The organism is Streptomyces bobili (assembly GCF_002154575.1).
Lineage (GTDB): Bacteria > Actinomycetota > Actinomycetes > Streptomycetales > Streptomycetaceae > Streptomyces > Streptomyces bobili.
Genome location: NZ_MUBA01000067.1, coordinates 1 through 12,141 on the forward strand (window position 1 = coordinate 1; position 12,141 = coordinate 12,141).

The 12,141-nt window shown below is 68.0% G+C and carries 12 protein-coding genes; 5 read left to right on the top strand and 7 right to left on the bottom strand.

Features of this window, described 5'->3' with window-relative positions; translation table 11 throughout:
* Window positions 1-38: 38 nt before the first annotated feature.
* Window positions 39-1,424: a serine hydrolase domain-containing protein gene (locus BZL64_RS06395; protein ID WP_086767009.1), complete on the bottom strand. Its 1,386-nt coding sequence runs from the start codon at window positions 1,422-1,424 to the stop codon at window positions 39-41.
* A 198-nt stretch (window positions 1,425-1,622) separates the two neighbouring features.
* Here BZL64_RS06395 and BZL64_RS06400 point away from each other — a divergent pair, with 198 nt between their 5' ends.
* Complete coding sequence (locus BZL64_RS06400; protein ID WP_086767011.1) at window positions 1,623-2,186, top strand: dihydrofolate reductase family protein; 564 nt, start codon at window positions 1,623-1,625, stop codon at window positions 2,184-2,186.
* Between the two features lie 87 nt (window positions 2,187-2,273).
* Here BZL64_RS06400 and dnaB read toward each other — a convergent pair whose 3' ends face one another.
* On the bottom strand, window positions 2,274-3,749 hold the full coding sequence (dnaB, locus tag BZL64_RS06405; protein WP_086767013.1) for a replicative DNA helicase: 1,476 nt from the start codon (window positions 3,747-3,749) through the stop codon (window positions 2,274-2,276).
* A 459-nt stretch (window positions 3,750-4,208) separates the two neighbouring features.
* Between dnaB and BZL64_RS06410 the strand changes: the two genes are divergently transcribed.
* Window positions 4,209-5,546, top strand: a complete 1,338-nt coding sequence (locus BZL64_RS06410) for an MATE family efflux transporter (protein ID WP_086767015.1) — start codon at window positions 4,209-4,211, stop codon at window positions 5,544-5,546.
* Window positions 5,547-5,685: 139 nt separating this feature from the next.
* On the opposite strand, the gene rplI is transcribed toward BZL64_RS06410, so the two are convergent.
* The 4 genes from rplI to rpsF all read right to left on the bottom strand — a co-directional run bounded on the left by rplI (window position 5,686) and on the right by rpsF (window position 7,458).
* On the bottom strand, window positions 5,686-6,132 hold the full coding sequence (gene rplI, locus BZL64_RS06415; protein WP_086767017.1) for a 50S ribosomal protein L9: 447 nt from the start codon (window positions 6,130-6,132) through the stop codon (window positions 5,686-5,688).
* 18 nt (window positions 6,133-6,150) lie between these two features.
* Entirely contained in the window at window positions 6,151-6,387 is a 237-nt protein-coding gene (gene rpsR, locus BZL64_RS06420) for a 30S ribosomal protein S18 (RefSeq protein WP_020130672.1), read from the bottom strand.
* 79 nt (window positions 6,388-6,466) lie between these two features.
* Window positions 6,467-7,087, bottom strand: a complete 621-nt coding sequence (locus BZL64_RS06425; protein ID WP_086767019.1) for a single-stranded DNA-binding protein — start codon at window positions 7,085-7,087, stop codon at window positions 6,467-6,469.
* Between the two features lie 80 nt (window positions 7,088-7,167).
* Window positions 7,168-7,458 (bottom strand): 30S ribosomal protein S6, encoded by a 291-nt coding sequence (rpsF, locus tag BZL64_RS06430; protein WP_006604399.1) that lies wholly within the window; start codon window positions 7,456-7,458, stop codon window positions 7,168-7,170.
* 288 nt (window positions 7,459-7,746) lie between these two features.
* Here rpsF and BZL64_RS06435 point away from each other — a divergent pair, with 288 nt between their 5' ends.
* The 3 genes from BZL64_RS06435 to BZL64_RS06445 all read left to right on the top strand — a co-directional run bounded on the left by BZL64_RS06435 (window position 7,747) and on the right by BZL64_RS06445 (window position 10,515).
* Window positions 7,747-8,058 carry a hypothetical protein gene (locus tag BZL64_RS06435; protein ID WP_086767021.1) on the top strand — a complete coding sequence of 104 codons (312 nt, stop codon included), beginning with the start codon at window positions 7,747-7,749 and terminating at the stop codon, window positions 8,056-8,058.
* A gap of 211 nt (window positions 8,059-8,269) precedes the next feature.
* A complete protein-coding gene (gene femX, locus BZL64_RS06440; RefSeq protein ID WP_073491227.1) occupies window positions 8,270-9,391 on the top strand; it encodes a peptidoglycan bridge formation glycyltransferase FemX in 1,122 nt (373 codons plus the stop codon).
* A gap of 92 nt (window positions 9,392-9,483) precedes the next feature.
* Window positions 9,484-10,515, top strand: a complete 1,032-nt coding sequence (locus BZL64_RS06445; protein WP_086767023.1) for an alanine racemase — start codon at window positions 9,484-9,486, stop codon at window positions 10,513-10,515.
* A 79-nt stretch (window positions 10,516-10,594) separates the two neighbouring features.
* Here BZL64_RS06445 and BZL64_RS06450 read toward each other — a convergent pair whose 3' ends face one another.
* Window positions 10,595-12,094, bottom strand: coding sequence for a glycosyltransferase family 87 protein (locus BZL64_RS06450; RefSeq protein ID WP_086767025.1), 1,500 nt, complete (start codon window positions 12,092-12,094; stop codon window positions 10,595-10,597).
* Window positions 12,095-12,141: the final 47 nt, after the last annotated feature.

A 12,141-nucleotide genomic window follows, 5' to 3' on the forward strand; every position in this document is an offset into this window, starting at 1 on the left:
TTCACGTGAAACACGGCGCCCCCTTGCCCGCCCTGGCTCTAGCCGATCCCCCGCCACCCTTCCGCGTCCACACCACCGGGCACATCGGCCCGTTCGTCGTACGGCTGACGTGTGAACACGAATGACCCGAGGTCGAGGTGGTCCACGGTGCCGTCCGGCCTCTGCACGACCCGCAGGGTCTCGCCCGCGAAGTAGCCCTCCAGCCCTGTCCAGGTTCCCTCCCCGTTCGCCCGGAACCGCGAGCGTCGCCCGCCGCCGGAGAGCGGTCCGAGGGAAAGGTGGCCGTCGGCCGTGATCCGCAGGGCGAATGGACTGGTTCCCCAATACCACTGACCCGCCAGCAGCAGGACAGACTGATCGACGTCCCGCAGCGGCCGCCACGGCTCAGGAATCCGCGGCTCGGTCTCGGCCACGACGCGTACGAGGTCGGCGGCCACCTGAGTCACCATCGGACCGGACGTGCAGTTGGCGAGGACCACCGCGGCGACATCGTCGGCCTCACTGATCGTGAGCGCGGCCAGGAACCCCGGCACCGATCCGGAGTGCCCCACGAGTACCCGGCCACCCAGGTTCTCGATCCGCATCCCGAGCCCGTAGGTGCCGCCGTCCGCCAGGTCGGTGAGTTCGGCGGGCGCTCCGGGGGTCCGCATCTCCCTGAGGGTCTCCGCGCTCAGCACCCGGTCGTCCCCTCGGACCAGGAAGGCGGCGAACCGTGCGAGATCCCCGCTCGTCGACCAGAGTTGGCCAGCTGCGGCCATCCTGCCGAAGTCCTCGGTGGGTTCGGGCAGCATCACATCGGCCCAGGGGTGTACCGCCCAGCCCCCTGCCTGAGGAGCCAACGGTCGCGCACTCGTGCGGTCCAGGCTCAGAGGTTCGAGCACTTCCCGCCGTAGTACTTCCTCCCACGACGCCCCGCGGAGTTCTTCCACAAGGGCGCCGAGGACGCTGTAGCCGGGGTTGGAGTAGTGGAAACGACGCCCCGCGGGATGCAGGGCGGCTTGGTCACCGAGGACATCGGAGAGGTCGGGACGCAGCGAGCCCGGAGTCCGCTCCCACCACGGACCGGGTGACTCGGCCGCCAATCCACCCGTGTGCGCGAGAAGTTGGGCGATGGTCGCCTCCCCGGCGCCCGTGCCCGGCAGATGCTTCTCCAGCGGGTCCTCGAGGTCGAGCGCGCCTTCGTCGCGTAGCCGCAGCACGAGAACGGCGGTGAAGGTCTTGGTGATCGAGCCGATCCGGTACTGCACGTTCTCATCCGGCGCGTGCCCGTCGACGCAGCTCCGCGCCCCGTGCCACACGGTCCGTCCGTCGCGCACCACCGCGCCGACGAGCGAGGGCGCCCGTCCCGCGGACTGGGCAACAGCGATCCGGTGCAGCAGCGCCCGCCGGGTGCCGGGAAGCAGATCTTCCAGAGGTGTCGTCATGAACCCAGTCCACCCGTCACCACGGCCGGAGTCGAGCCCATTTCGCCGAGGGCGCTGTGGGGTCTCGCCACCGATGACATGTCGGTCTTCTGTGAGCGAGCACGGGGGGACTACGTGCGAGCTCAGGTCGCGCACCGATGACTTTCCCGCGCCGCGTCGGTCTGTACGCGTGAGACCGACTCAGGGAAGGCTGACGCCATGCGAAAACTGATCTACGGCATGAACCTGACCTTGGACGGCTACATCGCCGCGCCCGGCGACGACATCGGCTGGGGCGGGCCGAGCGACGAGTTGTTCCAGTTCTGGTCCGACCAGTTGCAGGCGACCGACCTGACGCTGTACGGGCGCAAGCTGTGGCAGACGATGAGTTCCTACTGGCCGACCGGAGACCAGCAGCCCAACGCCACCCCGGCGGAGATCGAGTTCGCGCGCCGCTGGCGGGACATGTCGAAGGTGGTGTTCTCCTCGACGATCGACAAGGTCGACTGGAACACCCGCCTGGTCACCGGTGACGCAGTCACCGAGATCACCCGGCTGAAGGCCGAGGACGGCGGCCCGATGGACATCGGCGGTGCGACGCTCGCCGGGGCTGCCATGCGGGCCGGGCTGATCGACGAGTACGTGCTGGCCACCGCGCCGGTCCTGGTGGGCGGCGGCACACCGTTCTTCACCGCGCTGGACAACTGGGTGAACCTGAGCCTGGTGGAGACGCGGACGTTTCCCGGCGGCGTGGTCCTGACCAGGTACGAGACGAGGCACTGAGCAGCGGCACCCATGCGCTAGCCGGGGACCGTGCTCCCACCGCATCGTCGCCGTCCTCGCCACGAGCCCACCGCGGAGGGCGCCCGATCAGGTCTGCGCCATGTCCACGAAGCGGGAGTAGTGGCCCTGGAAGGCCACCGTGATCGTGGCCGTAGGACCGTTACGGTGCTTGCCCACGATGATGTCCGCCTCGCCCGCGCGCGGCGACTCCTTCTCGTACGCGTCCTCGCGGTGCAGCAGGATCACCATGTCGGCGTCCTGCTCGATGGAGCCGGACTCACGCAGGTCGGACACCATCGGCTTCTTGTCCGTGCGCTGCTCGGGACCACGGTTCAGCTGGGAGAGCGCGATCACCGGGACCTCCAGCTCCTTGGCCAGCAGCTTGAGATTACGGGACATGTCCGAGACCTCCTGCTGACGGCTCTCGGAGCGCTTGGAGCCACCGGCCTGCATCAGCTGCAGGTAGTCGATGATCACGAGCTTGATGTCGTTGCGCTGCTTCAGCCGTCGGCACTTCGCGCGGATCTCCATCATCGACAGGTTCGGCGAGTCGTCGATGTAGAGCGGCGCGGAGGACACCTCGGGCATCCGGCGGGCCAGTCGGGTCCAGTCCTCGTCCGTCATCGTGCCGGAGCGCATGTGGTGCAGGGCGACGCGCGCTTCGGCGGACAGCAGGCGCATCGCGATCTCGTTACGCCCCATTTCCAGGGAGAAGATGACGCTGGGCAGGTTGTGCTTGATGGAGGCCGCACGGGCGAAGTCCAGGGCGAGCGTGGACTTACCCATGGCGGGCCGGGCCGCGATGACGATCATCTGGCCGGGGTGCAGCCCGTTGGTGAGCGAGTCCAGGTCCGTGAAGCCGGTGGGCACGCCGGTCATCTCGCCGCTGCGCGAGCCGATCGCCTCGATCTCGTCGAGGGCGCCCTCCATGATGTCGCCGAGCGGGAGGTAGTCCTCGCTGGTGCGCTGCTCGGTGACGGCGTAGATCTCGGCCTGGGCACGGTTGACGATCTCGTCTACATCGTCGTCGCCCGCGTATCCCATCTGGGTGATGCGGGTGCCGGCCTCGACCAGTCGGCGCAGGACCGCGCGCTCGTGCACGATCTCCGCGTAGTACTCCGCGTTCGCCGCCGTCGGCACGGTCTGGACGAGCGTGTGCAGATACGACGCGCCGCCGACCTTGTTGATCTCGCCGCGCTTGGTGAGTTCGGCGGCGATCGTGATGGGGTCTGCCGGTTCGCCCTTGGCATAGATGTCGAGGACTGCCTGGTAGATCGTCTCGTGCGCCGGTTTGTAGAAGTCGTGGCCCTTGAGGATCTCGACGACGTCGGCGATGGCGTCCTTGGACAGGAGCATGCCGCCGAGTACCGACTGCTCGGCGTCGAGGTCCTGAGGCGGCACTCGCTCGAAGGGTGTCCCGCCGCCGTCCCACTCACCGCTTTCCCGGCCTCGATCGTGCTGCTCGTCCCTCCCGCGGCCCCCGTCTCGCCGACGTGAGGGGGGCAGACGATCACTGGGACCGCTGTCGGCCCACGGATCGTCCAAGGGCTCGGAAATGCTCAACCGAGCCACCTCCTCCCGTCCGCGGAGCGGACCTAGCCGCACCCATATTTCTACGGCACGGCACTGACAACTAAGAGGCCCAACTCCGGTTCGGCCACGTCGGTTTTGTGAGACTTTCACGGTCGACGAACGGAGCGGGCGCCGGACCACGGTAGGCCCGCAAGGGACGTCAGCCAATCTGGTTATCCACAGGCCATGTGGACGACGGGCCTGTTGCTGTGGAGAACTGCGCGAAACCTGTGCACGACCCGGTGGACAGCCCTGTGAACAAGCACTCCCCATTCACCATCCGAACGCGCTGACCAGCAGGTTTCTCGTCCACCGGCTGTGCAGAAGAAAAACTTTCCCAGTCGGACCAAGATCGCCTCGAAGGGTGCAGGGGAGCACACACAGGGAGTCACCAAGTAAGGGTCACATGGCGATTGCATCTCTTACCTGTGGACGATTAGATTGGTGGCCATGACACCGGCTCTCGCGATCCCCAAGGCCACCCGGCGACAGCACGACCGAGAGATCGTCGCACTGGCCGTCCCGGCCTTCGGCGCGCTCGTCGCCGAGCCCCTCTTCGTCCTGGCCGACAGCGCCATCGTGGGCCATCTCGGCACCGCTCAACTCGCCGGACTCGGTGTGGCTTCCGCCCTCCTCACCACAGCCGTCAGCATCTTCGTCTTCCTCGCCTACGCCACCACGGCCGCCGTCGCACGCCGCGTGGGCGCCGGCGATCTCCCGGCAGCCATCCGCCAGGGCATGGACGGCATCTGGCTGGCACTGCTGCTCGGCGCTGCCGTGATCGCCCTCGTTCTGCCCACCGCCCCCTCCCTCGTGGAACTCTTCGGCGCCTCCGAGACAGCCGCCCCGTTTGCGATCACCTATCTGCGCATCTCGGCACTGGGCATCCCGGCCATGCTGGTCGTCCTCGCCGCAACCGGCGTTCTCCGGGGACTCCAGGACACCAGGACCCCGCTCTACGTCGCCATCGGGGGCTTCGTCGCCAACGCCCTGCTGAATGTCGGTCTCGTCTACGGCGCAGATCTGGGCATCGCCGGCTCCGCCTGGGGCACGGTCATCGCCCAGTGCGGCATGGCCGCCGTCTACCTCGTCGTGGTCATCCGCGGTGCCCGCCGGCATGGCGCCTCATTGCGCCCCGACGCCGCTGGCATCCGGGCCTCGGCCCGGGCCGGAGTGCCCCTGCTGGTGCGCACCCTGTCCCTGCGGGCCGTACTGATGATCGCCACCGCCGTTGCCGCCCGCCTCGGCGACGAGGACATCGCGGCACATCAGATCGTCCTGTCTCTGTGGAGCCTGCTGGCTTTCGCTCTCGATGCCATCGCCATCGCCGGGCAGGCGATCATCGGGCGTTACCTCGGAGCCAACGACCCCCAAGGCGCCCGGGTCGTCTGCCGCCGCATGGTCGAGTGGGGCATTGCCGTGGGTGTCGTTCTGGCCCTGCTCGTTACGCTGGCCCGGCCTCTGTTCCTGCCGCTTTTCACCGGGGACCCGGGGGTCACGGACGCCGCCCTGCCCGCCCTGTTGGTGGTGGCCCTGTCGCAGCCGGTCTGCGCCATCGTCTTCGTGCTGGACGGCGTGTTGATGGGCGCGGGAGACGGCCCCTACCTCGCCTGGGCGATGGTGCTCACGCTGGCCGTCTTCGCTCCGGTAGCCCTGCTGCTCCCCTCTCTCGGGGGAGGCCTCACCGCGCTGTGGGGAGCCATGACGCTGATGATGGTGGTCCGCATGCTGACCCTCTGGCTGCGTACCCGTTCGGGACGCTGGCTGGTCACCGGCGCGAGCCGCTGACCGTTTCACGTGAAACCGGTGTTTCACGTGAAACATCGCGGCGCCGAGCCGATGCCCTCACGATCGAGCCGGCCATGCGGAAGGGGCCGCACCCGTGAGGATGCGGCCCCTTCTCAGCTCTACAAGCCGAACGCAGCGATCAGGCCGCGACGACCTCGAGGTTGACCTTGGCGGCCACCTCGGGGTGCAGACGCACAGACGCATCGTGCGCGCCCAGGGTCTTGATCGGCGAACCGAGCTCGATGCGGCGCTTGTCGACCTCGGGGCCACCGGAAGCCTTGATCGCCGAAGCGATGTCGGCCGGGGTGACGGAACCGAAGAGACGACCGGCGTCGCCGGAGCGGACCGCCAAGCGGACCTTGACGCCCTCGAGCTGGGCCTTCACAGCGTTGGCCTGCTCGATGGTCTGGATCTCGTGGATCTTGCGAGCACGACGGATCTGCTCGACGTCCTTCTCGCCGCCCTTGGTCCAGCGGATCGCGAAGTTCCGCGGGATCAGGTAGTTGCGAGCGTAGCCGTCCTTGACGTCGACGACTTCGCCGGCGGCACCGAGGCCAGAGACCTCGTGGGTGAGGATGATCTTCATTTTTCGGTCACCCTTCCCTTATCGCGCCTGGGCGGTGTAGGGCAGCAGCGCCATCTCACGGCTGTTCTTCACGGCCGTGGCGACGTCACGCTGGTGCTGCGTGCAGTTGCCGGTCACGCGGCGGGCACGGATCTTGCCGCGGTCGGAAATGAACTTCCGCAGCATGTTCGTGTCCTTGTAGTCCACGTACGTGACCTTGTCCTTGCAGAATGCGCAGACCTTCTTCTTCGGCTTGCGCACAGGCGGCTTCGCCATGGTGATTCTCCTGTGTGATCAAGAAGTTGGGATACGACCCGCCCTCGACCCAGCAGGCCCGGAGAACCGGGCCCGAGGCCTAGAAGGGGGGCTCGTCCGAGTAGCCGCCACCAGCGCCGCCGCTGCCGCCGCCGCCGGAGTTTCCACCCCAGCCGCCGCCACCGCTGCCGCCGCCCTGGTTGCCACCGGCGGGAGCGCCGGTCGCCCACGGGTCGTCGGCGGGAGCGCCGCCGCCCTGCTGACCGCCGCCGGAGTTTCCACCCCAGCTGCCGCCACCCTGGGCGCCGCCACCACCGGCTCCACCGAAGCCACCGCCACCACCCTGACCACCGCGGCCCGCAGTCTTGGTGACCTTGGCCGTGGCGTTACGCAGGCTGGGACCGACTTCTTCGACGTCCAGCTCGTAGACCGTGCGCTTGACGCCCTCGCGGTCCTCGTAGGACCGCTGCTTCAGCCGGCCCTGTACGAGGACGCGCATGCCTCGCTGGAGCGACTCAGCGACGTTCTCCGCCGCCTGACGCCAGACCGAGCAGGTCAGGAACAGGCTTTCGCCGTCCTTCCACTCGTTCGTCTGGCGGTCGAAGGTGCGGGGGGTGGACGCGACACGGAACTTCGCGACCGCCGCACCTGAGGGGGTGAAGCGCAGCTCGGGGTCGTCGACAAGATTGCCGATGACCGTGATGACGGTCTCGCCTGCCATGGGGGAACCTCTCGGCGGGTTTGCTGCTGCTGGCTGCTAGTGCTGCTACTCGAATCCCGAGACCAGCTGAGCGGGAAAGCTCAGTGGGTCTCGGGGCGGAGGACCTTGGTCCGGAGGACCGACTCGTTCAGGTTCATCTGGCGGTCGAGCTCCTTGACGACCGCAGGCTCAGCCTGAAGGTCGATGACCGAGTAGATGCCCTCGGGCTTCTTCTTGATCTCGTACGAGAGACGACGACGGCCCCAGGTGTCGACCTTCTCCACCTTTCCGTTGCCCTCACGGACAACGGAGAGGAAGTTCTCGATCAGCGGGGAGACAGCGCGCTCCTCGAGATCGGGGTCGAGGATGACCATCACTTCGTAGTGACGCATGTGGAACCCACCTCCTTTGGACTCAGCGGCCACGGTCGTTCCGTGGCAGGAGGGTTGTGATGCGTACGCAACGGTATCGGCCGCCACTGACAATCGGGGGTCGCGTCGCGACGTTCCCGCTCTCAGGTGGGCGGATTCCCTGGCAGTTGCCTGGGCAGACACCGGTGCAGAGGGTACAGACTACCTGCACACCGGCTTCCGGTTGAAATCCGGCCGGGGAGGCCGTCAATCTGTACCCATCGGGTGTGTATGGCGCTACGATGCGCCGCTCTCCGCAGGAGGTGCCTCATGGCACAGGCATTGCGACCCACCACCGCCGGCTCTCTCTTCGCCACCGACGACAGACCCCACCCGCTCCAGGACACGCTCATGGCCGTCACCCTGGTCCTGGGGGCGGTGGCCTTCATCACGGCGATGTTCCACAGCCTCCACCTGCTCAGCTCGTGGGCCGGTCTGGTAGGGATCTTCACCGGCGCTTACGGACAGTGGATCTCCGAGACCACCCGTGAACGCTTCGGCCTGATCCTGGGCCTCGGTGCCTCCGGCATCGGCTTCTTCCTCGGCATGGCGCACGGCGGCCTCTTCGGCGGCCTCTGGTGACCTGACGAAGCCGGTCCGGCGTCGTCGGCATCGTCGGTGGAAGAAGCCGCACCGGACCGGCTCCGCCCCCTCGGAACGCCCCGGCCGCCCTCAAGGCCGGGGCGAAGGTGCCGTACGCCCAGTCAGGGCGCTCGCCAGGCGCAGTAGGCTTCGGCGCGAGAGCCGGAGCCCCTGTACCCATGGGGACACACCAGCCCGAGGAGCGCCCCGAATGAGCCTGACCCTGAGGACGATCAGCCGCGAGCAGCATCTGGCATACATCCAGAGCCTGCCGTCGGCGAGCCACATGCAGGTTCCGGCCTGGGCCGATGTCAAGGCCGAGTGGCGGTCGGAGAGCCTCGGCTGGTTCGACGGCAGGACCGGAGAGCTCGTCGGTGCGGGCCTCGTCCTCTACCGCCAGCTTCCCAAGATCAAGCGCTACCTCGCGTATCTGCCCGAGGGCCCGGTCATCAACTGGTACGCGCCGAATCTGACCGAGTGGCTGGAACCGATGCTCGCGCACCTCAAGCAGCAGGGCGCCTTCTCGGTGAAGATGGGACCGCCGGTGATCATCCGGCGCTGGGAGGCCGTCTCCATCAAGGCGGGCATCCAGAACCCGGATGTGAAGCGACTGCGGGACATCGAAGCCGACTTCATCGAACCGCGGGCCTTCGAGGTAGCCGACAAGCTGCGCCGGATGGGCTGGCAGCAGGGCGAGGACGGCGGTGCCGGCTTCGGCGACGTCCAGCCGCGCTACGTGTACCAGGTGCCGCTGGCGAACCGTTCCCTCGAAGAGGTCCACCGGAACTTCAACCAGCTCTGGCGCCGCAACATCAAGAAGGCCGAGAAGGCCGGTGTCGAGGTAGTCCAGGGCGGCTACCACGACCTCGAGGAATGGCAGCGGCTCTACGAGATCACGGCGGTGCGCGACCACTTCCGGCCCCGTCCGCTGTCGTACTTCCAGCGCATGTGGACGGCCCTCAACACCGAGGACCCCAACCGGATGCGCCTGTACTTCGCCCGCCACAATGGCGTGAACCTTTCGGCGGCGACGATGCTCATCGTCGGCGGACACGTCTGGTACTCCTACGGCGCTTCCGACAACATCGGCCGCGAGTTCCGCCCCTCGAACGCCATGCAGTGGCGGATGCTGCGCGACGCCTACGCGCTCGGCGCCTCCGTCTACGACCTGCGCGGCATCTCCGACTCCCTGGACGAGTCGGACCATCTGTTCGGCCTGATCCAGTTCAAGGTCGGCACGGGCGGACAGGCCGCCGAGTACCTGGGCGAGTGGGACTTCCCCCTGAACAAGCTGCTCCACAAGGCGCTCGACATCTACATGTCCCGCCGCTGAGCACCCGTCAGCTGCTTCGATGGCGTCATACGTCTCGACAGCTTCTCCACCTCTGAATCACCGCAGCCACGAGAAAGGTTCCAGGTCCGGCCATGGCGCTCACGCTCTACGTCGACACCGCGCGCTGGCGGGCGCACCACAAGCACGTGCAGGAGCAGTTCCCGGGGCTCGTCCCGGTCTGCAAGGGCAACGGCTACGGATTCGGGCACGAGCGGCTGGCCGAGGAGGCCACCCGGCTGGGCTCGGACATCCTCGCGGTCGGCACGACCTATGAGGCCGCGCGCATCAAGGACTTTTTCGGCGGCGATCTGCTGGTGCTGACGCCGTACCGGCGCGGTGAGGAGCCCGTCCCGCTGCCCGACCGGGTCGTGCGGTCGGTGTCGTCCATCGACGGCGTCTACGGCCTCGTGGGTGCGCGGGTGGTGATCGAGGTGATGTCCTCGATGAAGCGGCACGGCATCAGCGAGCAGGACCTGCCGCAGTTGCACGCCGCCATAGAGAACGTCCGCCTGGAGGGCTTCGCCATCCATCTGCCGCTGGACCGTACCGACGGCTCGGACGCCGTCGAGGAGGTCATCGGCTGGATGGACCGGCTGCGCGCGGCCCGGCTGCCGCTGCACACGATGTTCGTGAGCCACCTCAAGTCCGATGAACTCGCCCGCCTGCAGCAGCAGTTCCCGCAGACCCGCTTCCGGGCCCGCATCGGAACGCGGCTGTGGCTGGGGGACCACGAGGCCACCGAGTACCGCGGCGCCGTCCTGGACGTCACGCGTGTCGCCAAGGGTGACCGCTTCGGCTACCGGCAGCAGAAGGCGGCCTCCGACGGCTACCTGGTGGTCGTGGCGGGCGGTACGTCGCACGGGGTGGGGCTGGAGGCCCCCAAGGCCCTGCACGGCGTCATGCCGCGTGCCAAGGGCGTCGCGCGCGCCGGCCTGGCCACGGTGAACAGGAACCTGTCGCCGTTCGTCTGGGGCGGCAAGCAGCGCTGGTTCGCCGAACCGCCGCACATGCAGGTGTCCATCCTGTTCGTCCCCTCGGACGCTCCGGAGCCGACGGTCGGCGACGAGCTGGTGGCCCATCTGCGGCACACCACCACGCAGTTCGACCGCATCATGGACCGCTGAGCAGCACGGAAACGCGTAAGGCCGTACACGGAGCCCTCCGTGTACGGCCTTTTACGTGGACGGACCACGCCGTGTTCGCTCAGGGCGAACTGTCGGCCGGATCCTGCTTGCCCCACTCCACCTGCGGTCCGTCGAAGTGGGCCGCATGCCGGGCGGGACGGACCGCGGTTCCCAGGACGAACACGTCCTCGGCGCCATCGAGCACGCCCCCCGAGGGATCGTCGTCCCCCGCCTGGCGGACGACGTCCCGCTCGGGCATCAGGATGTCCCGCACCACCATGACGCACAGGTAGAGCGTCCCGAGCAGGTGCACGCCGATGGCCCAGTGATAGCCGTCGGTCGGCAGCCCCTTGTGGGCGTCTCCGCTGGTGGTGTACGCGAGGTACAGCCAGATGCCGAGGAAGTACGCCACCTCGCAGGCCTGCCAGATCAGGAAGTCCCGCCACTTCGGCCGGGCCAGTACGGCCAGCGGCACGAGCCACAGGACGTACTGCGGCGAGTAGACCTTGTTGGTGAGGATGAAGGCCGCCACGATCAGGAAGGCCAGTTGGGCGAACCGGGGGCGCCGCGGAGCGATCAGCGTCAGCGCCCCGATACCCAGTCCGCACACCACGACCAGGAGCGTGGCGAGGGTGTTGACGCTGTCGGTGGTGAGCGGATCGCTGGAGTTCTGGGCCAGGATCAGCCAGAACGACCCGAAGTCGACGCCCCGCTCCTGGCTGAACGTGTAGAACTTCGACCAGCCTTCGAAGGCGAAGAGCATCACCGGCAGGTTCACCATCAGCCAGGCGACGAGCGCACCGCCCAGGGCCACGCCGAAGTCCCGCCACTTCCCCGCCCGCCAGCACAGGACGAACAGCGGGCCCAGGAGGAAGACGGGGTAGAGCTTCGCGGCGGTGGCCAGCCCCAGCAGCACGCCGAACGCGAGGGGTCGACTGCGTGACCACATCAGCATCGCCGCGGCCGTCAGAGCGACCGCCAGCAGATCCCAGTTGATGGTGGCAGTGAGGGCGAACGCGGGCGCCAGGGCCACCAGCAGACCGTCCCAGGGCCGCCGGGCGTGCGTCCTGGCCACGCAGACGGCCATGACGGCCGCGCACGCCATCAGCATCCCGGCGTTGACCATCCAGTACCACTGGCCCTGGTGTTGAGCGCTGCCGCTGCCCGGCGTCAACCACGCGGCGACCTCCATGAACACTCCGGTGAGGACCGGGTATTCGAGGTACTGCATGTCACCGGGGAGCCGGTCGAAGTACGGCACGAGTCCGTCGGCGAATCCGCGCCCCTGGTACAGGTGCGGGATGTCCGAGTAGCAGGCATGTGTGTACTGGGAGACCGCGCCGAAGAACCAGCCGCCGTTGTAGCAGGGCGCCTTCTGGATCAGGCCGAGGGCGAACATGCCGATCGCCACGAGGGCGACGACGCGGACGGGAGACAACCAGGACGTCCCAGTCAGGGCTCGTCGCCCCAGAGGGCCGCCGATCAGCTCACTGCCGGCCGCGGCCACCTCGTCATTCCTGGTCGGCCGCACCGGCTCCGGCTCATGCACGCGCGCTGGCGTCGATTCTGCACTGGGCATGGCTCACATCCTGCCGTAAGGACCTAGGAAAACGCCGAGGGCCGCCC

Coding starts and splice junctions, on each gene's coding strand:
- BZL64_RS06450 (WP_086767025.1), bottom strand. CDS start 12,094: ATGCCCAGTGCAGAATCGACGCCAGCGCGCGTGCATGAGCCGGAGCCG.
- BZL64_RS06435 (WP_086767021.1), top strand. CDS start 7,747: ATGGCACAGGCATTGCGACCCACCACCGCCGGCTCTCTCTTCGCCACC.
- rplI (WP_086767017.1), bottom strand. CDS start 6,132: ATGAAGATCATCCTCACCCACGAGGTCTCTGGCCTCGGTGCCGCCGGC.
- BZL64_RS06425 (WP_086767019.1), bottom strand. CDS start 7,087: ATGGCAGGCGAGACCGTCATCACGGTCATCGGCAATCTTGTCGACGAC.
- BZL64_RS06410 (WP_086767015.1), top strand. CDS start 4,209: ATGACACCGGCTCTCGCGATCCCCAAGGCCACCCGGCGACAGCACGAC.
- BZL64_RS06400 (WP_086767011.1), top strand. CDS start 1,623: ATGCGAAAACTGATCTACGGCATGAACCTGACCTTGGACGGCTACATC.
- rpsR (WP_020130672.1), bottom strand. CDS start 6,387: ATGGCGAAGCCGCCTGTGCGCAAGCCGAAGAAGAAGGTCTGCGCATTC.
- BZL64_RS06445 (WP_086767023.1), top strand. CDS start 9,484: ATGGCGCTCACGCTCTACGTCGACACCGCGCGCTGGCGGGCGCACCAC.
- femX (WP_073491227.1), top strand. CDS start 8,270: ATGAGCCTGACCCTGAGGACGATCAGCCGCGAGCAGCATCTGGCATAC.
- BZL64_RS06395 (WP_086767009.1), bottom strand. CDS start 1,424: ATGACGACACCTCTGGAAGATCTGCTTCCCGGCACCCGGCGGGCGCTG.
- rpsF (WP_006604399.1), bottom strand. CDS start 7,458: ATGCGTCACTACGAAGTGATGGTCATCCTCGACCCCGATCTCGAGGAG.